Source organism: Devosia sp. FKR38, assembly GCF_005222805.1.
Classification (GTDB): Bacteria; Pseudomonadota; Alphaproteobacteria; order Rhizobiales; family Devosiaceae; genus Devosia.
In genome coordinates, this window is the sequence record NZ_STGC01000002.1 from 512654 (window position 1) to 537202 (window position 24549).

Consider the following 24549-nt stretch of genomic DNA (forward strand, 5'->3'; position numbering starts at 1 on the left):
TCAGGCGTCGGGGTGCTTGAACACCAGGGCCGCATTGGTGCCGCCAAAGCCGAAGGAATTGGACAGCACGGCGCCCAGATCGACATTGTCGCGGCGCTGGCGGACGATGGGCATGTCCTCAAAGGCCGGGTCGAGCGTGTCGATATTGGCGCTGGCAGCGATGAAACGGTGCTTCATCATCAGGATCGAATAGATCGATTCATGCACGCCCGTGGCTCCCTGGCTGTGGCCGGTCAGCGATTTGGTCGCCGAGATGGGCGGACAGCTGTCGCCATTGCCGAACACGGCGCGGATGGCTTCGATCTCCTTGAGATCGCCCACCGGCGTCGAGGTGGCATGGGGATTGATATAGTCGATGCGCGGGCCGGCATGGCGCAGCGCCATCTGCATGCAGCGGGCCGCACCTTCGCCGGAGGGGGCAACCATGTCGAGGCCATCGGAGGTGGCGCCATAGCCGACCAGCTCGGCCCAGATCTTCGCACCACGCGCCTTGGCGTGTTCATATTCCTCGAGCACCAGCACGCCGGCGCCGCCGGAGATGACAAAGCCATCGCGCGCCGCGTCATAGCAGCGGCTGGCCTTTTCCGGGCTGGCGTTGAAGTCCGAGCTCATGGCGCCCATGGCGTCGAACAGGTTGGACAGCGTCCAGTCGAGATCCTCATGGCCGCCGGCAAAGACGATGTCCTGCTTGCCCAGCATGATCTGTTCCATGCCATTGCCGATGCAATGCTTGCTCGTCGCGCAGGCGGCGGTGATGGTGTAGTTGACGCCTTTGATGCCAAAGGCGGTGGCCAGCGTCGCCGAGGCCGTCGAGCCCATGGCCTTGGGCACGGCCAGCGGGCCAATGCGCTTGGGGCTGGTGTTCTTGCGGGTGATGTCGGCCGCATCAACAATCGTGCGGGTGGACGCGCCGCCCGAGCCCATGACAATGCCGGTCATGGGGTTGGAAATGTCGCTCGGCTCGAGACCTGCATCGGCAATGGCCTGCTGCATGGCCAGATAGTTCCAGGCCGCGCCCTTGCCCATGAAGCGGGTGACGCGGCGGTCGAGCAGCTCGAAGGGGTCCAGGCGCGGATCGCCCTTGACCTGGCTGCGGAAGCCCAGATCGGCATAGTCCTGTGCAAACACGATGCCGGGCCGCGCGTCCCGCAGGCTTTGGGTGACCTCGTCCAGCGAATTGCCGATCGAGGAAATGATACCCATGCCGGTGACGACTACTCGTCTCATAGTGGCCTCGCTCCGTCTTGATCGGACGCCCTTGACCGGGCGGTTATTGTTGTTTGGTGGTTCCAGTCAGGCACAGAAGTGGTCAGGCGCTCTTTTGCGCCTGCATGCCGGTGTCGGTGAACAGGCCGACGCGCAGATTGGTGGCCTCATAGATCACCACGCCATCGGCCTTGACCCAGCCGTCGGCGATGCCCAGCGTCAGGCGCCCCTTCATGACCCGCTTGAGGTCGATGCCATATTCGACCAGCTTGACGTCATCGGTCACCTGGCCGGTGAACTTGATCTCGCCGCCCAGGGCGCGGCCCTTGCCGGGCTGGCCGATCCAGCTGAGGAAAAAGCCGGTCATCTGCCAGATCGCGTCCAGGCCCAGGCAGCCCGGCATGACGGGGTCGCCGATGAAATGGCACTTGAAGAACCACAGGTCCGGATTGACGTCGAGCTCGGCACGCACCTGACCCTTGCCATAGGTGCCGCCGTCTTCGGAAATGGAGGTGATGCGATCAAACATCAGCATGGGGGGGGCAGGCAGGCGGGCGTCGCCCTGGCCGGGCAGTTCGCCGCGACCATGCGCCAACAGCTCTTGATACCCAAATGCGCTCTGCCGCTCGGCCATGCATCCAACCCCGGTTAACCCTGTGTTCGTCTCGTATAGCGGTGCAACTGGGGGGTCAAGGGCAGCGGGACTGCACCCAATGGCTATGCGACAGTGCCGCCGCTTGTATCACCGCTTCGTGCTGTCTATAACATAGGCAGTAAATTCAGGCCCTTTCGTGTGCTCGAGGACCCCAAGGACCCATGACTGAACGCAGCCAGACCAGCCGGTCTATTCCGTCGCGCAAGCCGTGCCTTACTGCCGTGCTGCGCATGGCCGGGCTTCGCCCCACACGGCAGCGCGTGGCGCTGGCCGAACTGCTGTTCGGCGGGCCGCATCGCCATGTCAGCGCCGAGCAGCTGCACAGCGAGGCCGATCAGGCACGGGTCAATGTGTCGCTGGCCACCATCTACAATACGCTGCACCAGTTCCATGAAGCCGGGCTGCTGCGCGAAGTGGCCGTGGATGCCTCGCGCTCCTATTTCGACACCGATACCTCGGACCATCACCATTTCTATGTCGAGGACGAGCAGCGGATGATCGACATTCCCGCCGCCTCGGTGGAATTCCTGGCGCTGCCCGAGCCGCCCAAGGGCATGATGGTCAGCCATGTCGACGTGGTGATCCGCGTGCGCAAGGCCCACGCCTAACCTATTGTGAGCAAACACTGTCCTGAGGGATCGCCGGGTCGCCCGGCGCGCCCCGGCATGGCTGGTTTGCGGCCTGTGATCCAGTCCATAAAGCCCATGTCCAGCCCCCAAGGAGGGCAAAAACACTGTCCTGTCCGGGTGACAGGGGCAGCCCCATGACCCATATTGTCCGCCGAACGACAATAGCGGCAAGGGTGGCCAATGCGCCAAAAGGTCAATCTGAACGCCTATTTCGAACGAATCGGCTTTGCCGGTTCCATCGCCCCGACCTTGGCGACGCTGGAAACCATTCACGGCCTGCATCCGCTGGCCATTCCCTTTGAAAACCTCGATCCACTGATGGGCCGGCCGGTGCTGCTCGACCAGGCCAGCCTTGAGGAAAAGCTGCTGCACAAGGGGCGTGGCGGCTATTGCTTTGAGCACAATACGCTGCTGATGAACGAGCTGGTCGAGCTCGATTTCACCGTGCGCAGCCACGCCGCGCGCATGTTGTGGGGCCATGGCGAGGGCGGCGCCCGCATGATCAGCCATATGGTGCTGGTGGTCGATATCGCCGGCAGCAGCTATCTGTGCGACGTGGGCTGCAGCATTTTCACGCTCACCGCCCCGCTCAAGCTGCGCGACGGCGTCGAGCAGACCGTGGGCAATGACGTGTTCCGCCTGAGCAAGGTCGAGGCGCTGTGGCGGCTCGATGTGCGGGTGCGCGACGAATGGCGCGGCCTCTATCAGTTCGAGCCGGTCGAGCAGAGCCCGGCCGACATCGCCGCGATCAACAGCCTGGTCGAGACCGAGTATTTCAACCGGGCCCTGCTGTTCGCCGCCCGGGTGGACAAGGAGGCGCATTATGCGCTGTCCGGCAATCGGCTCAGCATCTACCGGCCCGGGCAAGAGCCGGAGCGGCGCTTTGCCGAGGATGTGCCGGCGCTGCGCACCATGCTGGCCGAAGTGTTCCGCATCACCCTGCCGACGCGCGAGGATTTCGAGCCGGCGCTGGCGCGGGTGATGAGCGCCGTGGCGGCCCAGGCTGCGGAGCGCTAGCATGGCGCCGGTCTATGTCGACCCTGCCAAGCTGCTGGAATTCCCCGATGCGCAGCGCTTTTACGATTGGCTGGCCGCCCACCACGACAGCGCCGACGACATCTGGATCCGCATCTACAAAAAGGCCAGTGGCGTTGCCACCATCAGCCCGACCGAAGCCATCGAGGTGGTGCTGTGCTGGGGCTGGATCGACGCCATCAAGAAGAGCTGGGACGACATCTCCTTCGTGCAGCGCTATTGCCCGCGCAAACCCAAGAGCGTGTGGAGCCAGATCAATCGCGACAATGTCGCCCGGCTGATCGCTGATGGCCGCATGACCGAACATGGCTTGCGCCAGGTCGAGCTGGCCAAGGCCGACGGCCGCTGGGACGCTGCCTATGCGACCACCATGGATGCGCCGGCCGATCTGCTGGCCGCCATCGCCGCCAACCCGGCGGCGCAGGGCCTTTATGATCAGCTCAGCGCGCAGAACCGCTTCGCCCTGACCTTCCGGGTGCATTCGCTCAAGACAGCGGCGGCGCGCGCCAAAAAGATCGCCGGCTTTGTCGACATGCTGGCGCGGGGCGAAACCATCTATCCGCACAAGGCCAAGCCATGACCCGCCACTTGGCCCTGTTGCGCGGGGTCAATCTTGGCCAGCGCCAGGTCAAGAGTGCCGAGCTCAAGGCGGCCTTCGAGGCCATGGGCTTTTCGGCGGTCAAGACGCTGCTGGCCAGCGGCAATGTGCTGTTCGATGCGGCGCCCGCGGCAGTGGACCGCACCGCCATTGAAGCCGCGCTCGAGACGCAGTTCGGCTTTCCCATCGGCACGGTGCTGCGCACCCAGGATCAGATCCGGGCGCTGATCGCCGCCGATCCCTTCGGGGGCCGCGGCGAGGATGCCGATACCAAGCTCTATGTGACCTTTGTCGGCGATGGCTCGGCGCAGACCCTGCCCATGCCCTGTGGCGTGCCCGGCGATTTCGAGGTCGTCGGCGTGACCCCAGGCGAAGTGTTCATGCTGGCGTTTCGCCAGCCCACGGGCCGGTTTGGCGAGGGCATGGAGGCGGTCTCGCGGCATTTCGGCAAAAAGCGGCTCTGGACCTCGCGCAATTTCAATACCGTGATAAAAGCCGCCGAATAGACCAGTCTGCCCGCTCGCCCCGCGGCGGGAGGGGCAGCGCGAACTGCCGTGGGAGGCCGCATCATGATCACTGTCTTTGGGTCCACAAATCTTGATCAGATCGGCACCGTGCCGCGCCTGCCGGGGGCCGGCGAAACCGTGGCCGGCGGCACCTTCTCGATGGCGGCCGGCGGCAAGGGCGCCAATCAGGCGCTGGCGGCGCGCCGCGCCGGCGCCAAGGTGCGCCACGTCTCGGCCGTGGGCCAAGACAGTTTTGCCGCGCCGGCTCTGGAGCTGCTCGAGGGGGCCGGTGTCGATCTGGCCGAGGTGCGGCGCACCCAGGAGGCCACCGGCATTGCCATGATCTTTGTCGATGCCGCCGGCGAGAACTGCATTGCCGTGCTGCCGGGCGCCAATGGCACCATGACGCCCGCCCATGCCGAGGCCGCCGTGACCAGCATGGCCAGCGGCGACGTGCTGCTGGTGCAGCAGGAAATCCCCCAGGCCGCCAGCCGCCGCGCGCTCGAACTGGCCAGGGAGCGCGGCATCACCAGCGTGTTCAACACGGCGCCTTTCCTCGCCGACACGGCGTCCGTGGCGCCGCTGGCCAGCATTGTGGTGGCCAATGAAACCGAATTTGCCCTGCTCAGCGGCCGGCCCGAGAGCGAGCTCGACGCGGCCATGGCCGACTGGGCCAAAGCGCATAACCAGACGCTGATCGTCACCCTGGGCGGCGATGGCGTCAAAGCCATCCGCGACGGGCAGGCGCTGCATGTCAAGGCGCTGCCGATCAAGCCGGTCGATACCGTGGGCGCCGGCGACACCTTCTGCGGCTATCTGGCGGCCGGGCTCGATGCCGGGCTGGATCTGGAGACCGCCCTGCGCCGCGCTGCAGCAGCGGGGAGTCTCGCCTGTCTCAAGCCGGGGGCGCAGCCGGCCATTCCGCTGGCGTCCGAAGTGGATGCGGCGCTCAAGGGCTAGAGCATTTCAAGTTCAGATTGACGGGGTTCTGTCGCCCCCCTCCCCCTTGAGGGGAGGGCCGGGGTGGGGGTGGTTCTGCGGGCCACTGACAGACCCCCTCCCTCGGTCCCTCCCCTCAAGGGGGAGGGAAGCAAAGGCGCCGCAAATCCACTGAAGCGTGAAGCGTTCTAATCCCGGAAGCCCTCAGCCACGGCATCGATAAAGGCCATCACCCGGCGCGGCACCAGTTGGCGCGAGGGGTGAATGGTGTGGATGGGCAGGCTGGGCAGCGTCCAGTCGTCCAGCACGGCGATCAGCCCGCCATCGGCGAGATCGTCGGCCACCAGATCGAGCGGAATATAGGCCAGGCCCGCGCCCGCCAGCGCGGCGGCGCGCAGGGCTTCGCCATTGTCGATCTCGACATTGCCAAACACCTCCACGGTAAAGGGCGTCCCGTCCTGCTGCTGGAACGGCCAGCGGTTGCGTGGCGTCAGGTTGAGATTGAGCACGGCGGGCAGCGCCCGCAATTGGTCGGGATGGCTCGGCATGCCAAGGCGGCGCAGAAAGGCCGGTGACGCACAGCAGGCGAAGCGATAATTGCCGACCCGCCGGGCGATCATCGCCGAGGCCTGCAATTGGCCGATGCGCACGGCCAGATCAAAGCCCTCCGACACCAGATCGACGCGGCGGTCACTCAGGTTCATCTCGATGATGACCTCGGGATGCCTCTCGACAAAGCCGGCGATGATGGCCGGCAGGCGCCTGATGCCCACGGTGGTGGGCGCGCTGAGGCGTATGCGGCCCGAGAGCTTGCCGGAATCGGGCTGGGTCATCTCGTCGAGCTGCTCGGTGGCCTCAATGATGGCCGTGGCGCGCTGCAGAAACTGCTGCCCGGTGTCGGTGAGCCGCTGGCTGCGCGTGGTGCGCTCGATCAGCCGCGCCCCAAAGCGCTCTTCCAGCGTCTGGATGCGGCGGCCGACCATGGCCGGGGACAGGCCCAATTGCCGGGCCGCGGCGACAAAGCTGCCCAGGCGGACCACGGCCAGGAAGGTGCGCAGATGTTCGAGATCAACCATTCGATATTTCTATGCAATTGTCTTCCGCACATCCATGCAATTTTCTTTCTAATCGAAGAGGTGCAGTTTGCCGTCATCACAGATGCACCCGCTATGGAGACTTGAGATGACCACACTCGCCCTTATCGGCCTGGGCAATATGGGCAAGGGCCTGGCCCGGCGCCTGGCCGGCAAGATTGACCTGCTGATCAGCACGCGCGACCTGGCAACCGCCGAGGCCTTTGTCGCCAGCCTGCCGGGCGGACGCGCCAAGGCGCTCAGCACCGACGCCGCCATGGCCGGCGCCGATATCGTGGTCCTGGCCATGCCCTATGCCAAGGCGCTGGCGGCGGCGGCCAATCCGGCGCTGGCCGGCAAGATCGTGGTCGATATGAGCAATCCGATCACCCCCGATTTCGCCAATCTGCTGCTCGGCTTTGACACCTCGGCCGCCGAGACCATCCAGGCCGCTGCGCCCGAGGCCAAGGTGGTCAAGGCCTACAACACCATCTTCGCCGCGCTGCTCGACCAACCGGTCAGCCAGACCCAGAGCCTGCCGGTGTTCCTGGCCGGCAATGATGCCGGGGCGCTTGCGGCCGTGGCGGACCTGGTGGTCCTCTCCGGCTTTGCCGCAGAAGCCACCGGGGGGCTCGAGACGTCGCGCCTGCTCGAACCGCTGGGCCTGCTCAATATCAAGTTTGGCTATGCCCTGGGCCAGGGCACGACGATCGCGCCCGCCTGGGTCCGCCTCCCGGCCTGACGCCGGGCGCATATCAAACAAAAAGGGCAGGTCCGCGGACCTGCCCTTTTGCAATTGGAGTGTTGTGGCTGAACCCTTTTTTGGGCACCAGCACCATGGCGATCTGGCGGCCTTCTGAGCGCGGCTGGCGGGAAAGGGGTGGACAGCCGTCTGTCTGCTCTTGGGCGGCGAATGCCTGCAGGTGGATGTTCCATCGGTCATGCACCGCAGATGGTAACGTAACGGGGATCAGCTTCGACACGCTCCCATTCCGACAGGGACCAGAAGTAGACAAGACGGCACCCCTGAGCGGGGAGCCCTCTTTGATGTTTACCGTTTGGCTGCGCTCTGGCGGCGGCGGTATTCCTCCACCGGCACCCCCCCGATACCCCAATGCGCCACCGGTACCTCGTCGATCACCACAAAGGTGGTCGCTGGGTCCTTGTTCAGCACGGATCGGAGTACCTCGGTGATGCCCTGGATTACTTCCGCCTTCTGGGCCATCGTGGCTCCCTCGTCCGTGATCTCGACCTTTACATATGGCATTGCTTAGCGCTCCTGTCGCAATTCAAAGTCGAACACCTTGGCGATGATCCACCAGCGCCCTTCAAGTCGCACCAGTGTGAGCACGTCGGTGAAGTAGCGTTCGGCAATGGCGCAGTTCGCCACCACCACGGCCGTGGATGGCCCAACGAGCGATATGCTCTGGACGCGGTCCATGCGTTTCTCGCCCCTTTGCGCGGGTGGTTCTCTCTGATCGAGAACATTGAGGTAATCCGGCTGCGACCGACACAGCAGGGGCCCTTCGGCCGTTGTGGCATACAGCGCCTGGGGCAGCATTGCCTGTGCCATTCGGGCACTGTCGGCCTCGTAGAGTGCGTCGAAATAGGTTGCAGTAACAGCCTCGATGGCTTGAAAGTCGTCAGCGTAGCTCGGCCCGGTCAAAGCGCGTGCTCCGTCGAACGAACATGATCCAGTGGCGCCCACCAAGTCGCCGCTTCGGCCACCCGCTTCCCTAGATGCGCTGCAGTGCGTTGGTCCGAGCCTGCGGGAACAACGTCCGGTCCCTGATCCGCATTGGACTGCGCCATGGCGCCAAGAAAGCCTGCCAGGCGGTTGAGATCTTCTGCCGATCCCTTTGAGGTATGGTTACCGGGCAACAGGCCCAATCCGACCCAGATCATCCCGTGCTGCATGGCGAACAGCGAGAACTGCTGCAGCGTATTGAGCTTGTCGCCGTTCAGGCCAGCGGAGTTCGTAAAGCCGGCGGCCAGTTTGTTTTTCCAGCGTTGCTCGGCCCAGCGCGAGGATGTCGCGTCGAGGAATGCCTTAAAGGCAGCGGAGGGCCCGGCCATGTAGGTCGGTGCGCCGAAGATGATTGCATCCGCCGCATCGAGCTCAGCCCAGTGATCGGCGTGATCTTCAACCGGAACCAAGGAAACCCGGGCCCCTTTGATCTGTTCTGCCCCGGCCAGCACCGCTTCGGCCTGGACGCGGGTATGGCCGTAGCCGGAATGATAGACGATGACGATGTTCGGCACTTTAGTTTCCTTCACTGAGGCTTAGTGGACCTCCCGAAGGTGGGGCAGCGCGTTACCAAAGTAAACCAGAACACCATTAGTAACTGGAATATCTGGTTTCGTCGTGGTAACCGCTTTCGATGGTCCTAAAAATGCGCCGCAACCGAAGTCCGCTCCCACCCGCATCGTGCACACTGACCGAGTGCATGAGCGTCATCGGTGCGGCCTGGACACCGAATGTAATCTGGTACCTCCGCGGTGGTCCGCGTCGGTTCAGCGAGCTTCGGCTCGACATTCCGCCTATTTCGGCAAAGGTCCTCACGCAGCGGCTGCGTGAACTGGAAGAAAAGGGTGTGGTCAGCCGAAATGTGCTCCCGACATCGCCGCCCTCTGTCGAATACCAGCTAACGACACTTGGTGCCGAATTGGTGCCCGCTATCGCGGCCATCGTGGCTGTCGGGGAGAAACTCAAGCAGACGACCCATGGTCAAGCGCTCATGCAAAGCGGCCTCCTGGCCCCGACGGCTAAATCAGGCTAGTCAGGGACGGCCAACCCCCTGTAGTCGAAGGGATGCGGCGATGACCCAGGGACGACCAGGGTCGATGCCGTCGAGGAGATCGAATTTGCGCATGTCGTGAAGGCAATGGCGGTGCTTGCAATCTGTCGTAGCGCAGCCGAGCGGGCATCCGCGCGGACCGAGCGAACGGCTTCTTTTTGGATACCGCCAAATCACGGCGAACGCCCACAATGGCGTCGGAAACGGACAAGCGCACCATGGCCAGATCGGCGATACCCACTCTGTACCCAAAATGACCGAAAGCGGCAGGGCAGCTCTGCCCGCTGCGCTTAAAAACATGATCGCCGGGCGACAACAGGGTGGCTTCTGCCGGATTCGCCGGTTCCAGGAGCCCGCGCGACCGCAGCCGCCGCTCGGCGCAAAGAGCCCTTGTCCAGCGGACGGGTTCGTGCGACCGCTTGCGGCAAGCGGGACGCCACTTGGGGAATCTCAGCTTAAAGCAGAGGGCCCTGGCTTTGCGGAATGATCAGATTTCATACCGATTTGCCCCACCAGGACCGGAAGATTTCGTAAAGCTGCGGTCTAACTGCGGATGGGGCGAGATCGGTCTCGACACGGCAACAAGAGCGTTGGAGCGCAGTGTCATTGATCTCACCTGTTTTGACGGTGAACAGCTCATTGGCATGGGTCGCGTGGTCGGTGACGGGGTGCTGTATTTCTACCTGCAAGACATCATCGTTCGACCAAGCCATCAGAACCGCTCAATCGGGCGACAGATTGTATCAAAGCTTCTCGAAGAATGCCTGGCACGTGCTGCGATGGGCGCGACGATTGGTTTGATGTCTGCGAAGGGCAAGGAAACCTTCTACCGGCATTTTGGCTTCCAGGAGCGCCCCACCGACAAGCTGGGTGCCGGGATGACCCGATTTGTCTTGTCGAAATAGCTGTTCTCCAAACACATTGCAGCATTGGGCCCTCTGGGCTCGGCGTGGACCTATTCTGCTGTGCGCGTGATCGAAAACTGTCGCAGCGGCAGGCCGCCACCACCACGCAGCGCCACAAACACAAAAAACTTATCCCCGGTCCCAGCCAGCGCCCGCATACTGGCGCCATCCCTGCCGGTCACGCGGTGCCGACGAAGCGCCGGGCGGGGGGACTGGCTGCATGGGGTCGCCCAGGCCGATGCGTGTATGCTGACCACCGGTCGGGCAGACGGGGCGGAGTGGGTGCCGGACGAGCGGGCACAGCTGCCAGAACCGGAATTGCCCACCCCGAAAGGGGGACCGCTCGATGCGTGCGCAGGAATACCAGGTCGTGTGAAGCGGCTTTCGCCTCTTCAATAACCAAACAGGGGGCGCAAGCCCTCGGGGCGAAAGCCGCTTCACAACGTGAAACCGCCAGCACAGGTCTTGCGCGTGGCGCTCTTGGCGCAGGCAGAACCCAACAAAAAGGCAGGTCCGATGGACCTGCCCTTCGCACGAGATCGTTTCATGTTCAGATTGACTCGGCTCTGTCGCCCCCTCCCCCTTGAGGGGAGGGTCGGGGTGGGGGTGGATCTGAGGGCCACTGAGAGACCCCCTCCCTCGGTCCCTCCCCTCAAGGGGGAGGGAGGCAAGAGAACCGCAAATCAACTCAAGAGTGAAATGCTCCAGCAGTCGTGCGGCTGAACCCTTACTTGGGCGCCAGCACCATGACCATCTGGCGGCCTTCGGAGCGCGGCTGGCTCTCGACCTTGGCAATGGTCTCGGTCTGCTCGCGCACCTTGAGCAACACCTGCATGCCCAGGTCCTGGTGCGCCATTTCGCGGCCACGGAAGCGCATCGTCACCTTGACGCGGTCACCATCGTCGAGAAAGCGCTGCACGGCCTTCATCTTGGTCTCGTAGTCATGCGTGTCGATGTTCGGACGCATCTGGACTTCCTTGACCTCGATCACCTTCTGCTTCTTGCGGGCCTCGGCAGCTTTTTTCTGCGCGGCATATTTAAAGCGCCCCAGGTCGAGCATCTTGGCGACCGGAGGATTGGCATTGGGAGAGATCAAGACAAGGTCGAGGCCCTGTTCCTGGGCCTCAGCGAGCGCGGCACGGGTGTTCACGATCCCGCGGTTCTCGCCTTCAGCATCGATGAGCTGGACATCGGGGCTGGTGATATCTTCGTTGGACGGCGGCCCATCTTTTTGGGGCGCAACTGGTCTCATTGGACGGCGAATGGCAAACGATCCTTTTGTTGTTTAGCCAAGGGGTGAATTGCGCCATAAAATCGTGTTAGCCGCACCATAAGTCAACTGGCTAAACCGCACAATTTCAGGCCCATTGGGCCATTGAAGCGCCATTATAGCCCCTGATTGGCCGAATGGCTAATCCGCAGTTTGCGATGTGATGAAAGCCCCTTTGATGACCAGCCCAATCCGTTCCACCCTCACTGTCGGCGCAGGCGCGGCGGCCCGCGACATTGCCGTCGAACAGCGGCAGGGAAACGGGCCAGGCCTGTTCTGGCTGGGCGGCTTCCGCTCGGACATGGCGGGCAGCAAGGCCATGGCGCTTGATGCTCTGGGCGCCGAGAAGAGCCTGGCCGTCACGCGGTTCGATTATTCCGGGCATGGCGTCTCGGGCGGGGACTTCAACGACGGCACCATCAGCCGCTGGCTGGAAGAGGCGCAGGCGGTGCTGGCCACCACGAGCGGGCCGCAGATCATCGTCGGCTCCTCGATGGGCGGCTGGATCGCCCTGCTGCTGGCGCGGGCGCTGCTGGCGGCCGGCACGCCGGCGCATGGTCTGGTGCTGGTGGCGCCGGCGCCGGACATGACGCATGCGCTGATGCTGCCCGGCTTTACCCCCGATGAGCGGCAGGCGCTGGAGAGCCAGGGCTATGTGGACCAGCCCAGCCAATATTCGTCCACGCCCTATCGCATCAATCGCGCGCTGATCGAGGATGGTGCGCGCCATCTGCTGCTCGGCGGGGTGGTGGAGACCGGCTGTCCGGTCACCATCCTGCAGGGCGGGCAGGATCCCGATGTGCCGCCCGCGCATGCGATCGAACTGGTGACCCATATCCTGCATGATCCGGTGACGCTGACGCTGATCCCCGATGGCGACCACCGCCTGAGCCGGGACGAGGATCTGGCGCGCCTGCGCCAGGCCGTGCTGGCCCTGGCGCGGCCAAACGAGGCGCAAGCCGGCTAGAAATTGCATGGTTCGCATGCCTTGGCGCGGTTGATTGTCCGGGCCAAATGCCGTAATCGGCTCCTATCGGGAACCGAGGTCGTGGCATGAACGAACTGGCAGTTTTCACCGGCAATGCCCATCCCGAACTCGCGCAGCAAATCTGCAGCCATCTTGGCGTGCCGCTGGCGCCGACCCGGATCAAGCGCTTCTCCAATGATTGTCTGGAAGTCCAGCTGCAGGCCAATTGCCGGGCGCAGGATGTGTTCATCATCCAGCCGCTGAGCGCGCCGGTGCAGGACAATCTGATGGAGCTGATGCTGATGCTGGATGCGGCGCGCGGCGCCTCGGCGGCCCGCATCACTGCAGTGATCCCCTATTTCTCCTATGCCCGTTCGGACAAGAAGGACGCGCCGCGCATTTCGCTGGGCGGGCGCCTGGTGGCCGACATGCTGGCCACCGCCGGCGCCAATCGCGTGCTGACCATGGCGCTGCATTCGCCGCAGGTGCATGGCTTTTTCAGCGTGCCGGTCGATCAGTTGCATGCGCTGGACGAGCTGGCCGCGCATTTCCGCGCCTATGACCTCAGCAATGCCGTGGTGGTGTCCCCCGATCTGGGCAATGCCAAGAATGCCGCAGCCTTCGGCAAGCGCCTGGGCCTGCCGGTGGCGGCCGGCGCCAAGGAGCGCATCAATGACACCACGGTGCGCATCTCGACGCTGATCGGGGAAGTGCGCAATCGCGACGTCATCGTGCTGGACGACGAGATTGCCAGCGGCGGCTCGATCCTGGAATTGCTGGCGCATCTGCGGGCGCATGGCGCGCGCTCGGTGCGCGTGGCCACCACCCATGGCGTGTTTGCCGGCGACAGCATTGCCCGGCTGGCCGCCGAGGCCGATATTCTCGAAATCGTCTGCACCAATACCGTGCCGATCGCGACCGGCAAGCGCCATCCCAAGCTGACCGTGCTGTCGGTGGCCCCGGCCCTGGCCGAAGCCATCCGCCGCATCAACTGCGGGGAATCGGTGAGCGCGCTGTTCTATTCCGAGCCCGAACTGCCCAAGGCCACCGGCACTGCTGGCTAGACCGCGGGCCTAGATCGCCGCCGCATTGCGCATGCGGATCATGGAAAAGCCCAGGCTGGAGGCGGCGACGTCGGCTTGCAGCGGGCCCAGATGCGGCAAGACGCGCAAGGAAGCGCCGCGGCGAGCGATCTGGTCCGGCAGATCGGTCATCACCGTGGTCGCGATGGGCCAGACCGGGCTGGTGCTGACCCAATAGCCGGCATTGGCATCCAGTTCGACAAATCCCTCCGGCGGCATGCTGTAACAATAGAGGCTGGCCTGCTGCACCCGCTCGAACCAGCCCGCTTCAATGGCGATTACCGCTGCATCCTGGCCCAACAGCGTCTGCCGATCACCCATGGTGCTGTCGGCGCGCGCCCAGAAGCAGACGCGCGGACAGTCGCGGGGCAACAGGTAATTGACCAGGCGCTCGGGCGTGATGGCCCAGACCACCGGCTCGGCCGTATAGGCCGATGGCCGAGGCACAAACAGCGGGATCGCGGGATCCTCGCTGATGTGAAACAGACTCATCGCGTCGCCAGCCGGCTCTTCTGCTGGCCATTGGCGTCGAAATTGTCTGGGCTCAGCCAGCGCTCATATTCGGCGCGCAGCGCCGGCCACTCGCTGTCGAGCATGGAAAACCAGGCAGTGTCGCGGCTTTCGCCCTTCAAGATCATGTCCTGGCGGAAGATGCCCTCGAAGCTGAAGCCGAAGCGCGTCGCTGCGGCCTTGGAGGGCTCGTTGCGGTCATTGCACTTCCACTCAAAGCGGCGGTAGCCCAGATCGTCAAAGGCGTGGCGGGCAAACAGATAGAGCGCTTCGGTGGCCAGCGGCGTGCGGGCCATCGGCAGGCCCCAATAGACGCCGCCGATCTCAATGGAACCATGCTCGGGGCGGATGCGCATCCAGCCCTGCTGCCCCACCGCCTTGCCGGTCTTCTGATCGACCACGGCGACATAGCGGTTCTCGCCCCAGGTCATGCCGGCAATGCGCGCCTCAAGCTCGGCGAGGGTTTCGGGCGCATTGCTGAACAGCCAGCGATAGCGCTCGGGCCCGCCGGGCATGGTCGACACGTCGAAAAAGCCCTTGGCATGCTGGGGTGCCATGGGCTCAAGCCGCACAAAGCGGCCTTGCAGGACAATGGGTTCGGGTGCCGATTTGGCAGGGGTCAGGGTCATGATCGCGTCTCCAAGATCTGGGCCAGGCCCTCGCGATAGGTGGGGTAGAGCAGTTCGATGCCCAGTGCGGCCTTGATGGCGGCATTGGAGCACCGCTTGTTGTCGGCATAAAAGCTCGCCTGCATCGGCGTCATTGGCGCCGTGGCGAAATCCTGCGCCGGTGGCGGCGCCATGCCGAGCATTTCGGCGGCATGAACAATGACATCCTGGGGCGGGGCCGGTTCATCGTCGCTGAGGTTGAAGGTGCCGTTCAGCCGCGCCTCTGCGGCCAGCGCGGTGATCCGGCCGATATCGGCGACATGGATGCGGTTGAACACCTGGCCCGGCTTGACGATGCGCCGCGAGGTGCCGTCCTCGAGCTTGTCGAAGGTTGAGCGACCGGGGCCATAGATGCCGGCGAGGCGCAGGATGGTCAGCGGCACGCCCCTTTGGGTGGCATAGTCGCGCCAGGCCTGTTCGGCCAGCACGCGGCGGTCCGAGCGGTCATTGCGCGGCACCAGCGGGGCGCTTTCGTCGATCCAGTCGCCGCCGAAATCGCCATAGACGCCGACCGTTGAGTAGTAGCACAGCCACTCAAGCCCCGCGGCCGCGTCGAGATCGGCGCGGTGGTGGACCAGCGCCGGATCGCCCTCGGCGCCGGGGGCAATGGAGAACACGACATGGCTGGCCGCGCGCAAGTTCGGCCCCAGGGTCAGCCCCGGCGCCGTGCCGTCAAACACATGGGCCGAAAAGCCCTGGGCGCTCAGACGGGCAGCCTTCTCCGGCGTGCGAACCGTGCAGGCAATGGGCATGTCGGGATGGTTGGCGCGCAGGAATTCTGCCGTCGCTGCAGCGGAAAAGCCCATACCGAAAATGAATGCGTTCATTGGAGTTCACCTGTCCATTCGGCCGCCACGGCGTCGGCCGTCTCGCCGGCGAGAGCGGCGCCCCGCAGCGTCTCGGCCCGCGCCGCATCGAGGCGGCGCAGTGCCCAGACCGCAGCGCCGCGCACCACATCCGCAGAATCGCCGAGGCGGGCTTCCACCAACGGCAGCAGGCTCACATCGCCCGAATTGCCGATGCCGATCAAGACATTGCGCAGAAAACGCGCAAGGCCAATGCGCTTGATCGGCGAGCCGGCAAACAGAGTGCGAAATCCGGCATCGTCCAGTTGCACCAGGTCGGCCAGCGCCGGGCCATCGAGCTCGGGCCGGGCCTGCAGCCGCGCCTCGCGGCTGATGGAGGCAAACTTGTTCCAGGGGCAGACGGCCAGGCAATCATCGCAGCCATAGATGCGATTGCCCATGGGCGCGCGAAACTCCACGGGGATCGGGCCTTTGTGCTCGACGGTGAGATAGGCGAGGCACCGGCGGGAATCGAGCTGGAACGGCGCCGGGAAGGCCTTGGTGGGGCAGATGTCGAGACAGCGCGTACAACTGCCACAGCTCTCGTCATGCGGCTTGTCCGCAGGCAGGTCCGCATCGGTTAGGATGGCGCCCAAAAACAGCCAGGATCCGAAGTCGCGGCTGACCAGCACGGTATGCTTGCCCTGCCAGCCCAGGCCCGCGGCTTCCGCCAGCGGCTTTTCCATCAGGGGGGCGGTATCGACAAACACCTTGACCTGCGCCCCGGCCCGGCGCGCCAAGAGCCCCGCCAGTTCCTTGAGCTTGCCCTTGATGATCTCGTGATAGTCGCGGTTGCGGGCATAGACCGAGATGATGCCGCGTCCGGGCTGGTCGAGCAGCGCCAGCGGATCGGCCTCTGGCCCATAGTTGATGCCCACCACGATCACCGAGCGCGCCTCGGGCCACATGGCGCGGGGGCTGCCGCGGCGCTCGGCGGTGGTTTCCATCCAGTCCATGTCGCCATGCCAGCCGGCATCGAGCGCCGCCCGCAGCTTGTCGGGCAGGTCGGGCCGCGCATCGGCCGGGGCAATGCCGAAGCTCTCAAAGCCCAGCGCTTGCGCGCGCGACTTCAGCTCGGCAACGAGAAGGTCTGCGGTGGAGGTCAACGCCGGGAAATGTCGTGCTCGAGCAGTTGCCGAATATAGCGCGTATAGGGAATGCCCTGCGCCTTGGCCTTGCTCTTGACGGCCTCAAGAAGCGCCTCGGGCAGGCGCATGTTCAACTGCGCCGCCTTGGGACTGAACTCGAACTTGACGGGTTTGAACTGATTGAAATCGAGATCAGACAGGTCCTGCTCGAGAAAGGCTGCCGCTTCTTCGTCCGTCTCGAAATGGGGAACGCGCCTACCGGTCATAGCGTTTGAGCTCCTTGTCGTGCATGTAGCGGGCACTTACCGGTCGGATCATGGTCTGCCCCTCAACCACCCTGAGTGTGAAGACCACGAAAGCGGGTCTTCCGGCGGCTGTGCGGCCGATGGCCAATTGCCGCGGCTCGGTCATCGAATGGGCTTCATCCATGGCGACGTGGATGATATCGGCAAACACCTGTTCGATATCACTCTGCGACATGCCGTGCTTTTGGCACTTCAGGCTGTTGCCATCATCCCAGTCAAATCCTGCTGCATCGATGATTTGTATATACGACTGCATATACTCTCTCGCAAGAGACTAGAAGTCGAGATCAGCATAGCCCTTGTGCGGCGGCATGGAGACGACGCGGTCGTTCAGCAGGGTCCGGAAGGCGGGCCGGGACTTGATGCGCGAATACCAGTCGCGGGTTTCGCCGGCCTTGCCCCAGTCGATATCGCCCAGATAGTCGAGCGTGGAGAGATGGGCGGCCAGGGCAAAATCGGCCAGGGTCATCTCGTCGCCCGCCAGCCACGAGCGGTTGGCGAAGAGCCAGTTGAAATAAAGCATGTGCTCATTCAGGTTGGCCTTGGCCACGCGCAGCACGGCCGGATCGGGCGTCGCGCCGCGCTGGTCGCGCTTGACGATCTTTTCCTCCAGCACATAGCGGGTCACCTCGTCATTGAGCTTGGAGATCACCCATTCGATCATCCGCCACATCTCGGCGCGCCGCACCGGCTCGGCCGGAATGAGCCCGGTAACGATGGCCGGCGTGTGCAGGTCCTCGATGGTGTGGATATTGGCGAGCAGGCCAATGATGGGCTGATCGGTCTCATCGATCATGATAGGCAGCGTGGCCGCCGGATTGATCTCGAGCAGCTCGGGCGTGCGCAGCCAGGGCTTGATCTCCTCCATATCCAGCGGCACGCCATATTCGGCGCACATCAGGCGGATCAGCCGGGAGGACGGGTCAAGAGGATGGTGCAACAGGCTTGGCATGGCGTGCTTGTCTCTTTTTGGGTCCGGTGTGGCAAGCCAGCTTGGCGGCTTTTGCGAAGCGCGATAGAGCTTGCCCACCCGCTTGGGACCAATGGACAGAATTAGGGGATCAAATGAACGCCGATCAAGGTCTTTTTGTGCCGTTGGTGCTGGGAGTTCTCGAAGGGCTTACCGAATTCCTACCCGTCAGCTCGACGGGGCATCTGCTGTTGGCAGGGCATTTCTTCGGGCTCACCCAACCGGCGACTTTTATCGTGCTGATCCAGCTGGGCGCCATCCTGGCCATTGTGACCATCTATTTTGCCAAGCTGGCGCAGCTGATCGGCGATGCGCTGCGCGGCAAGGCCTATGCCTGGCAGTTTGCCGGCTCGGTGCTGCTGGCCTGCGTCCCGGCGATCATCGCAGGCGTGCTGCTGCGCGACTTCATCCAGGGCGCGCTGTGGGAATCGCCGATGACCATCTGCATCTCGCTGGTGCTTGGCGGCATTGTGCTGCTGCTGGTCGACCGCATGCCCAAGCGCGAAACCTATGACGACATCTACCAGTTCCCCTGGCATCTGGCGCTGATCATCGGCCTGTTCCAGATGCTCAGCCTCATCCCCGGCGTGTCGCGTTCGGGTTCGACCGTGGTGGGCGCCATGCTGTTCGGCGCCAGCAAGCGCAGCGCGGCCGAGTTTACCTTCTTTGTCGCCCTGCCCATCATGGTGGGCGCCTTTGGCTATGACCTCTACAAGAGCCGCGACCTGATTGACGCCAGCATTGCGCTCAATGTCGCCGTCGGCTTTGCGGCGGCCTTTGTGGTCGGCGCCATTGTGGTGCGGTACCTGTTGGCCTTTGTCTCCAACTATGGCTTTGCGCCATTCGCCTGGTGGCGCATCGTGGTGGGCGGGGCCGGCATCATTGCGCTGCTGACCCTGCACTAACCGGTGCCAGGGTCGCCTCAGCTGCGCTGGGCGGCCTTGTAGTTGGCGGGGATGGAAAAGAAGGTCGAGGGGATCTTGACGTCTTTTTCCACGTCATAGAGCGAAAAAGTCAGCTCGGCGCCGCTGGGCTCGACCAGGCTCCACTGCACCAGATCAAGCGTATCGGTGCCGAACACCAGCGACACCTGCACCGTGCCCGCGACCGTTTCGTCGATCACCGTCACGGTCATGTAGCCGTCGGACGTTGCCACATTGACCACATTGGCATTCATCAGATTGATCTGGTCGCCCAGGAACTGGCGCAGCGGAATGGTGTCCTGCGGATAGGCGTAATAGGTCTCGTCGCGCCGGTTGAGCACATAAAAGCCATTGCCGACCGAGACGATTTCCTCGCGGCTGGGCGGGGCATAGCGGAAGGCGATCTTGTTGGGGCGCTCCAGGAAGAAGGTGCCCTCGGTGCGGCCGCCATTGGTGTCGATCTGCAGGAACCGGCCCACCATGGAGCGGATGGCCGAATTATGCGCGCCGATGCTGTCGATCATCTGCTGCTCTTCGGGCGTCAGGGCCCGGTCAAGCGCCCAGGCCGAAGATCCCATCGCAAAGACGGCGGCAAGTCCGAGCAGCAAGGCATCGCGGCGAATCATGATTGAGTTTCCTGACTGTTGGTTCGTCTCAGGCTAGCCTAGAAAGCAATTGCGGCAACAGCGGGTTCCGAGAGCGGGGCCGGGGCCGCAGTCACACGGGAGATTTTCTGTCATGCGCGCCTTTGTCTTGCCCAGCCTTGCCGTCGTGGTCGGGCTGCTCACAGCCCTGCCCGCCCAGGCCGCCCTGCCGCCGCAATATCAGCGTCAGGCCGAGCTGGCCGCCATCATTGCCGACATGGGTGTGGCCGATGCCTTCGGCTTTTCAGGCGTGGATGCGATCGAGCTGATTGCGCCGGACCACTATCTGGTGCGCGGCGGCGCCTGCGTGCTGTCGGTCACCATCGAGGATGTGCCCAATACCCACGAGGCCGGCTGGGCCGGCCCGCGCGAGTTCAAACTCGTGCTGGGCACGCCGGCCTGCAGCCAATAGCCGTGATGGCAGCGGGGATCAGTACTGGTCCCCGCCCACCAGGATTTCGCGCTTGCCGGCATGGTTGGCCTGGCTGATGACGCCTTCGCGTTCCATGCGCTCGATCAGGGTCGCCGCCTTGTTGTAGCCAATGGCCAGGCGCCGCTGCACATAGGAGGTCGAGGCCTTCTTATCGGTGAGCACGATGTGGACGGCCTTGTCATAGAGCTCGTCGCCCGAGCCGGCATAATCGTCGCCACCGCCGGCGCCGCCATCGGCTGCCATGGCGGCCTCGTCCTCATCCTCGGTGATGGAATCGAGGTAATCCGGCTGGCCCTGGGTCTTGAGATGGGCCACCACGGCCTCGACTTCGGCGTCCGAGACGAAGGGGCCGTGCAGGCGCTTGGTGCGGCCGCCCGAGGCCATATAGAGCATGTCGCCATTGCCCAGCAGCTGCTCGGCGCCCTGCTCGCCCAGAATGGTGCGCGAATCGATCTTGGAGGTGACCATGAACGAGATGCGCGTGGGGAAGTTGGCCTTGATAGTGCCGGTGATGACGTCCACCGACGGGCGCTGGGTGGCGGTGATAATGTGGATGCCGGCGGCGCGAGCCATCTGGGCCAGGCGCTGGATGGCGCCTTCGATGTCCTTGCCGGCCACCATCATCAGATCGGCCATTTCGTCGACGATGACCACGATATAGGGCAGCACTTCGAGGTTGAATTCCTCGCTCTCGAAAATGGCTTCGCCGGTCTCGCGATCAAAGCCGGTCTGCACCGTGCGGGTGATGGTCTTGCCCTCGGCAGCGGCTTCGCTGACGCGCTGGTTGAAGCCATCGATATTGCGCACGCCGATCTTGCTCATCTTGCGATAGCGGTCTTCCATCTCGCGCACGGCCCATTTGAGGGCGACCACGGCCTTTTGCGGGTCGGTCACCACGGGCGTGAGCAGATGGGGAATGCCATCATAGATGCTGAGCTCCAGCATCTTGGGATCGATCATGATCATGCGGCACTGCTGCGGCGTCATCTGGTAGAGCAGGCTGAGGATAAAGGTATTGATACCCACCGACTTGCCCGAGCCGGTGGTGCCGGCGATCAGCAGATGCGGCATGCGGGCGAGATCGGCGATGACGGGTTCGCCACCAATGGTCTTGCCCAGGCAAATGGGCAGCTTGCCCTTCATCTTCTCAAAGTCGGAGCTGGCCAGCATTTCGCGGAAATAGACGGTCTCGCGCATCTGGTTGGGCAGCTCGATGCCAATGGCATTGCGGCCCGGCACCACGGCGACGCGGGCAGAAATAGCGCTCATGGAGCGGGCGATATCGTCGGCCAGCGAGATGACGCGGCTCGACTTGATGCCGGGCGCGGGCTCGAGCTCAAACAGGGTCACCACAGGGCCGGGGCGGACATTGATGATGTCGCCCTTGACGCCGAAATCTTCCAGCACGCCCTCCAGCTGGCGCGCCATTTCCTCAAGCCGCTCGGGGGCGTGCTCGGGCGAAGGGCCCTTGTGCTTGGGCTCGGCCAAGAGACTCAGCGGCGGCAGCTCGAAGCCACCGGGTTCGTCCAGGAACGAGGTCTGGGCTTCGCGCAGGATGCGCTGGCCCTGGGCCGGGCGCGGGGCCGGAGCCGTGACGCGCGGCTTGGCCGGATCGACCGGGTGGAAGCGCGAATCGCCCTGCTGGCGGTGATTGACAACGGGCGCGACCGGAAGGTCGGGCACGAAGGGAATGTCGTCCTCGTGCTCGTCGGGATAATCGATCTCGTCCTCGTCATAGCTGGGACGGGCATTGATGCGCGAGGACACCTCGGCAGAGGCCGCGGGGACAGGCGTATCGGCAAAGGCGGGTTCGACGCTGTGCTCGACCGGCGCATGGATGCGGCGCGGCGCAGGCGCGACGGCCGGCTCGCGCCGATCGGGCGTGGCGGCCCGGGCCACGGGGGCGTCATCCAGGCCAGGCTCGACCTCGTCATCGCGCCAGGTGGCGGCATCGGCGGCGCGGCGTTCGGCATGGCTGGCACGGGCGCGGCGGAAAGCGGTGCGCAGCGAATAGCCCATGTGCACCATGGCGCCGAGAGCGACATCGATGATGGGGTTGGTTTCGGGCTCGTCCATCTCCTGGGCGGCCGCAGCAGCGCCCTTGCGGCCGGCAGTAGCGGCAGCGGGCTTGCGCGGACCGGTGGGGACCGAGCTGCCCAGGCCCATGGCAATCCAGAACAGGGCCAGCGCCGGCACGGCGATGATGATGGCGAACAGCACCTGGGTAACAGCCTGCGGCTGGGCGCCGCTGACCAGGGTGGCCAGACTCATGAAGCCAGACCCGACCAGGCCGCCCAGGCCGGTGGGCAGCGGCCAGGTGGCCGGCATGGCGACAAAGGCGAAGGCGCCGGCAGCCAGGACGCTGGCGCCGACCCAGCCGAGCAGGCGCAGGCCGAGATGGCTGGGCATGCGGCGGCGGGCAAAGGCCCAGCCCCATAGCGCCGGCGGCACGAGCATTACGAGGGCGGCCAAGCCAAAGACCTGAAACAGCGTGTCTGCAATCACCGCTCCCGGAAAGCCCAGCCAATTGGCCGCCGGCTTGGCCGTGGCATAGGAAAAGCTCGGATCGTCCACCGACCAGGAGGCGAGCGCGGCCAGGCAGATGCCCACCAGCGCCAGAACGATCAGGCCCGCCAGGCGCACCGGAATGCGAATCGACAGTGCCGGCGGCGGCGCTGGCAGGGCCTTGGTGGCGCTGCGCGTGCTGCGCTGGGGCATGGAGCGGACTTCGTCGAGCACGGGCGAGGGGGAACTGGGCATGGGCGAACTCAATACTTGCCCGGCTGAAGACCGGGCCCACATTGGCTGCATGCTATCGGGGTCTGGTTAACCCGAGGCTAACCATGGGGCGATGGGAGGGCGTGGCCTGGCCGAGACAAGAAAAGGCCCGCCAGACTGTCCGGGGACAGCGGCGGGCCAGGGTTCCACAGGCACACGAGGGAGGAGCGGGCCCGGGTCGTCAAATTGATCGTGGTGTGCGGCCCGTGCATTTTGCGAGTGGGAAGCCTCTGTGGCGGGCCAAGAGGGACACGAACCGCACGCCACGATCAATTCAGGCCGCCTGTGCGCTCTCTTTGCGCCAGGGGCAGGAACCGGGCGGCAGCGAACCGCCGCCCGGAGAAAGCTTAGTTGTAGGCGCGCTCGCCATGGCTGGAGAGATCCAGGCCATCGCTTTCGGCCGATTCGGCCACACGGGCACCGCCGAAGATCGCCTTGACGATGAACATGGCAACCAGGGCCACCACGCCGGACCAGACCACGGCAATGCCGACAGCGGTCAGCTGGATCATGAACTGGCCACCGATGGAGTAGGCAGCCGCATCGCCCAGCGGATAGCCGCCGAGGCCAGGGGACGCGACAATGGCAGTGCCCAGGGCACCGACGATGCCGCCGACGCCATGGATGCCGAAGACGTCCAGGCTGTCGTCATACTTGAGCATGGGCTTGAGGTTGACCACGGCCCACAGGCAGATGACGCTGGCCACGGCGCCCAGCACGATGGCGCCACCGATGCCGGCAAAGCCAGCGGCGGGGGTGATGGCAACCAGGCCGGCAACAGCGCCGGAGACGGCACCGAGAGCGGAGGCATGACCACGGGTGACGCGTTCAGCGATGGCCCAGGCCAGAGCGCCAGCAGCAGGAGCAATGATGGTGTTGACCAAAGCAACGGCGGTCAGCGCATTGGCTTCGAGGTTAGAGCCGGCGTTGAAGCCGAACCAGCCGAACCACAGCAGGCCGGCACCGACATAGGTCCAGACCAGGTTGTGGGGAGCAATCGGTTCCTTCATGTAGCCCAGGCGCGGCCCGAGCACGATGGCAGCGACCAGGGCGGCCACACCGGAGTTGATGTGCACGACCGTGCCGCCGGCAAAGTCATAGGCACCCAGGCCGAACAGCAGGCCAGGACCAGCCCAGACCATGTGGGCCATCGGGACGTAGGAGAAGGTGAACCAGATGGCCAGGAACGCCATCAGCGCGCCGAACTTCATGCGTTCGGCAATGCCGCCCACGATCAGGGTCGAGGTGATGCAGGCAAAGGTCATCTGGAAGACCACGAAGACCATTTCGGGCAGCTCGAAGCCGGCCGAGAAGGTGGCAGCGCGGGAGTCCAGCGTCACGCCGGAGAGGAAGAACTTGGAGAAGTCACCGACGAAAGCCGACAGGCCCCCTTCGGTCGGGCCGGCGAAAGCCAGCGAATAGCCGTAGGCAACCCAGAGGATGGCGATCATCGAGAAGCCGAGGAACACCTGGGTGAGGACGGACAGGATGTTCTTGGCGCGCACCAGGCCGCCGTAGAACAGGGCCAGGCCCGGCACGGTCATGACGATCACGACCATGGTGGAAACAAGCATCCAGGCCACGTCGCCCTTGTCGACGACGGCGGCGGCTTCAGCTGCGGGAGCCGCTGCGTCCTGAGCGAAAGCTGGCACCGCCAGCAGGAGGGAGGCCAGCGCGGCGCTCCCCAGGATCTTTGACATCTTCATCTGTTGATTCTCCCGA

Annotated in this window: 30 protein-coding genes; 12 read left to right on the forward strand and 18 right to left on the reverse strand. The window is 64.4% G+C overall.

Features of this window, described 5'->3' with window-relative positions; translation table 11 throughout:
- A complete protein-coding gene (fabB, locus tag E8M79_RS02465) occupies window positions 1-1227 on the reverse strand; it encodes a beta-ketoacyl-ACP synthase I (RefSeq protein WP_137150339.1) in 1227 nt (408 codons plus the stop codon).
- 82 nt (window positions 1228-1309) lie between these two features.
- Window positions 1310-1840, reverse strand: coding sequence for a 3-hydroxyacyl-[acyl-carrier-protein] dehydratase FabA (gene fabA, locus E8M79_RS02470; RefSeq protein WP_137150340.1), 531 nt, complete (start codon window positions 1838-1840; stop codon window positions 1310-1312).
- A 182-nt stretch (window positions 1841-2022) separates the two neighbouring features.
- Here fabA and irrA point away from each other — a divergent pair, with 182 nt between their 5' ends.
- The 5 genes from irrA to E8M79_RS02495 all read left to right on the forward strand — a co-directional run bounded on the left by irrA (window position 2023) and on the right by E8M79_RS02495 (window position 5589).
- Window positions 2023-2469, forward strand: a complete 447-nt coding sequence (irrA, locus tag E8M79_RS02475) for an iron response transcriptional regulator IrrA (protein WP_137150341.1) — start codon at window positions 2023-2025, stop codon at window positions 2467-2469.
- Between the two features lie 201 nt (window positions 2470-2670).
- Window positions 2671-3507, forward strand: coding sequence for an arylamine N-acetyltransferase (locus tag E8M79_RS02480; RefSeq protein WP_137150342.1), 837 nt, complete (start codon window positions 2671-2673; stop codon window positions 3505-3507).
- Between the two features lies 1 nt (window position 3508).
- The gene (locus tag E8M79_RS02485) at window positions 3509-4105 is read left to right on the forward strand and encodes a YdeI/OmpD-associated family protein (protein ID WP_137150343.1); all 597 of its coding nucleotides are present in this window, start codon (window positions 3509-3511) and stop codon (window positions 4103-4105) included.
- Window positions 4102-4629, forward strand: a complete 528-nt coding sequence (locus E8M79_RS02490; RefSeq protein ID WP_137150344.1) for a DUF1697 domain-containing protein — start codon at window positions 4102-4104, stop codon at window positions 4627-4629. The genes E8M79_RS02485 and E8M79_RS02490 overlap by 4 nt, the downstream gene beginning before the upstream one ends.
- Window positions 4630-4692: 63 nt before the next feature.
- Window positions 4693-5589 (forward strand): ribokinase, encoded by an 897-nt coding sequence (locus E8M79_RS02495; protein WP_137150345.1) that lies wholly within the window; start codon window positions 4693-4695, stop codon window positions 5587-5589.
- A 167-nt stretch (window positions 5590-5756) separates the two neighbouring features.
- Here the strand turns inward: E8M79_RS02495 and E8M79_RS02500 are convergent, their stop codons facing one another.
- Window positions 5757-6644: a LysR family transcriptional regulator gene (locus E8M79_RS02500; RefSeq protein WP_137150346.1), complete on the reverse strand. Its 888-nt coding sequence runs from the start codon at window positions 6642-6644 to the stop codon at window positions 5757-5759.
- Window positions 6645-6750: 106 nt separating this feature from the next.
- Between E8M79_RS02500 and E8M79_RS02505 the strand changes: the two genes are divergently transcribed.
- Window positions 6751-7383 (forward strand): NAD(P)-binding domain-containing protein, encoded by a 633-nt coding sequence (locus tag E8M79_RS02505; protein ID WP_137150347.1) that lies wholly within the window; start codon window positions 6751-6753, stop codon window positions 7381-7383.
- A 13-nt stretch (window positions 7384-7396) separates the two neighbouring features.
- Here E8M79_RS02505 and E8M79_RS02510 read toward each other — a convergent pair whose 3' ends face one another.
- The 4 genes from E8M79_RS02510 to E8M79_RS02525 form a co-directional block, all read right to left on the reverse strand.
- Complete coding sequence (locus tag E8M79_RS02510) at window positions 7397-7624, reverse strand: hypothetical protein (RefSeq protein ID WP_137150348.1); 228 nt, start codon at window positions 7622-7624, stop codon at window positions 7397-7399.
- Between the two features lie 68 nt (window positions 7625-7692).
- The gene (locus E8M79_RS02515; protein ID WP_137150349.1) at window positions 7693-7908 is read right to left on the reverse strand and encodes a 4-oxalocrotonate tautomerase family protein; all 216 of its coding nucleotides are present in this window, start codon (window positions 7906-7908) and stop codon (window positions 7693-7695) included.
- Window positions 7909-7911: 3 nt separating this feature from the next.
- The gene (locus tag E8M79_RS02520; RefSeq protein ID WP_137150350.1) at window positions 7912-8307 is read right to left on the reverse strand and encodes a nuclear transport factor 2 family protein; all 396 of its coding nucleotides are present in this window, start codon (window positions 8305-8307) and stop codon (window positions 7912-7914) included.
- The gene (locus E8M79_RS02525; RefSeq protein WP_137150351.1) at window positions 8304-8903 is read right to left on the reverse strand and encodes a flavodoxin family protein; all 600 of its coding nucleotides are present in this window, start codon (window positions 8901-8903) and stop codon (window positions 8304-8306) included. The genes E8M79_RS02520 and E8M79_RS02525 overlap by 4 nt, the downstream gene beginning before the upstream one ends.
- Before the next feature lie 185 nt (window positions 8904-9088).
- Between E8M79_RS02525 and E8M79_RS02530 the strand changes: the two genes are divergently transcribed.
- Both E8M79_RS02530 and E8M79_RS02535 read left to right on the forward strand, forming a co-directional pair.
- Window positions 9089-9421 (forward strand): helix-turn-helix domain-containing protein, encoded by a 333-nt coding sequence (locus tag E8M79_RS02530; RefSeq protein WP_248304867.1) that lies wholly within the window; start codon window positions 9089-9091, stop codon window positions 9419-9421.
- A 458-nt stretch (window positions 9422-9879) separates the two neighbouring features.
- Complete coding sequence (locus tag E8M79_RS02535) at window positions 9880-10344, forward strand: GNAT family N-acetyltransferase (RefSeq protein ID WP_137150353.1); 465 nt, start codon at window positions 9880-9882, stop codon at window positions 10342-10344.
- 727 nt (window positions 10345-11071) lie between these two features.
- Here the strand turns inward: E8M79_RS02535 and infC are convergent.
- Window positions 11072-11608, reverse strand: coding sequence for a translation initiation factor IF-3 (infC, locus tag E8M79_RS02540; RefSeq protein ID WP_171015719.1), 537 nt, complete (start codon window positions 11606-11608; stop codon window positions 11072-11074).
- A 169-nt stretch (window positions 11609-11777) separates the two neighbouring features.
- On the opposite strand from infC, the gene E8M79_RS02545 reads away from it, so the two are divergent.
- Together E8M79_RS02545 and E8M79_RS02550 are read left to right on the forward strand one after the other, a co-directional pair.
- Entirely contained in the window at window positions 11778-12581 is an 804-nt protein-coding gene (locus E8M79_RS02545; RefSeq protein ID WP_137150355.1) for an alpha/beta hydrolase, read from the forward strand.
- A gap of 86 nt (window positions 12582-12667) precedes the next feature.
- Window positions 12668-13645: a ribose-phosphate pyrophosphokinase gene (locus tag E8M79_RS02550; protein ID WP_137150356.1), complete on the forward strand. Its 978-nt coding sequence runs from the start codon at window positions 12668-12670 to the stop codon at window positions 13643-13645.
- Window positions 13646-13654: 9 nt separating this feature from the next.
- On the opposite strand, the gene E8M79_RS02555 is transcribed toward E8M79_RS02550, so the two are convergent.
- Genes E8M79_RS02555 through E8M79_RS02585 form a run of 7 tightly spaced genes read right to left on the reverse strand, consistent with a single transcriptional unit; the run spans window position 13655 to window position 18031 of the window.
- On the reverse strand, window positions 13655-14155 hold the full coding sequence (locus E8M79_RS02555; RefSeq protein ID WP_137150357.1) for a DUF6886 family protein: 501 nt from the start codon (window positions 14153-14155) through the stop codon (window positions 13655-13657).
- A complete protein-coding gene (locus E8M79_RS02560; RefSeq protein WP_137150358.1) occupies window positions 14152-14802 on the reverse strand; it encodes a GNAT family protein in 651 nt (216 codons plus the stop codon). The genes E8M79_RS02555 and E8M79_RS02560 overlap by 4 nt, the downstream gene beginning before the upstream one ends.
- Window positions 14799-15668 carry an SDR family oxidoreductase gene (locus E8M79_RS02565; protein WP_137150359.1) on the reverse strand — a complete coding sequence of 290 codons (870 nt, stop codon included), beginning with the start codon at window positions 15666-15668 and terminating at the stop codon, window positions 14799-14801. Before E8M79_RS02565 ends, E8M79_RS02560 begins: the two co-directional genes overlap by 4 nt.
- Entirely contained in the window at window positions 15665-16792 is a 1128-nt protein-coding gene (gene queG, locus E8M79_RS02570) for a tRNA epoxyqueuosine(34) reductase QueG (protein WP_137150360.1), read from the reverse strand. The genes E8M79_RS02565 and queG overlap by 4 nt, the downstream gene beginning before the upstream one ends.
- Window positions 16789-17040 carry a CopG family antitoxin gene (locus E8M79_RS02575; protein ID WP_137150361.1) on the reverse strand — a complete coding sequence of 84 codons (252 nt, stop codon included), beginning with the start codon at window positions 17038-17040 and terminating at the stop codon, window positions 16789-16791. Before E8M79_RS02575 ends, queG begins: the two co-directional genes overlap by 4 nt.
- The gene (locus E8M79_RS02580; protein ID WP_137150362.1) at window positions 17030-17335 is read right to left on the reverse strand and encodes a BrnT family toxin; all 306 of its coding nucleotides are present in this window, start codon (window positions 17333-17335) and stop codon (window positions 17030-17032) included. Before E8M79_RS02580 ends, E8M79_RS02575 begins: the two co-directional genes overlap by 11 nt.
- A gap of 18 nt (window positions 17336-17353) precedes the next feature.
- Complete coding sequence (locus E8M79_RS02585; protein ID WP_137150363.1) at window positions 17354-18031, reverse strand: glutathione S-transferase family protein; 678 nt, start codon at window positions 18029-18031, stop codon at window positions 17354-17356.
- Between the two features lie 113 nt (window positions 18032-18144).
- Between E8M79_RS02585 and E8M79_RS02590 the strand changes: the two genes are divergently transcribed.
- Window positions 18145-18954: an undecaprenyl-diphosphate phosphatase gene (locus E8M79_RS02590; protein ID WP_137150364.1), complete on the forward strand. Its 810-nt coding sequence runs from the start codon at window positions 18145-18147 to the stop codon at window positions 18952-18954.
- Between the two features lie 17 nt (window positions 18955-18971).
- Here E8M79_RS02590 and E8M79_RS02595 read toward each other — a convergent pair whose 3' ends face one another.
- On the reverse strand, window positions 18972-19598 hold the full coding sequence (locus tag E8M79_RS02595; RefSeq protein ID WP_137150365.1) for an outer membrane lipoprotein carrier protein LolA: 627 nt from the start codon (window positions 19596-19598) through the stop codon (window positions 18972-18974).
- 112 nt (window positions 19599-19710) lie between these two features.
- Here E8M79_RS02595 and E8M79_RS02600 point away from each other — a divergent pair, with 112 nt between their 5' ends.
- Window positions 19711-20028 (forward strand): hypothetical protein, encoded by a 318-nt coding sequence (locus E8M79_RS02600; protein ID WP_137150366.1) that lies wholly within the window; start codon window positions 19711-19713, stop codon window positions 20026-20028.
- Window positions 20029-20046: 18 nt separating this feature from the next.
- Here E8M79_RS02600 and E8M79_RS02605 read toward each other — a convergent pair whose 3' ends face one another.
- Window positions 20047-22809, reverse strand: coding sequence for a DNA translocase FtsK (locus E8M79_RS02605; RefSeq protein ID WP_248304869.1), 2763 nt, complete (start codon window positions 22807-22809; stop codon window positions 20047-20049).
- Window positions 22810-23174: 365 nt separating this feature from the next.
- A complete protein-coding gene (locus E8M79_RS02610) occupies window positions 23175-24533 on the reverse strand; it encodes an ammonium transporter (protein WP_205747857.1) in 1359 nt (452 codons plus the stop codon).
- Between the last annotated feature and the right edge of the window lie 16 nt (window positions 24534-24549).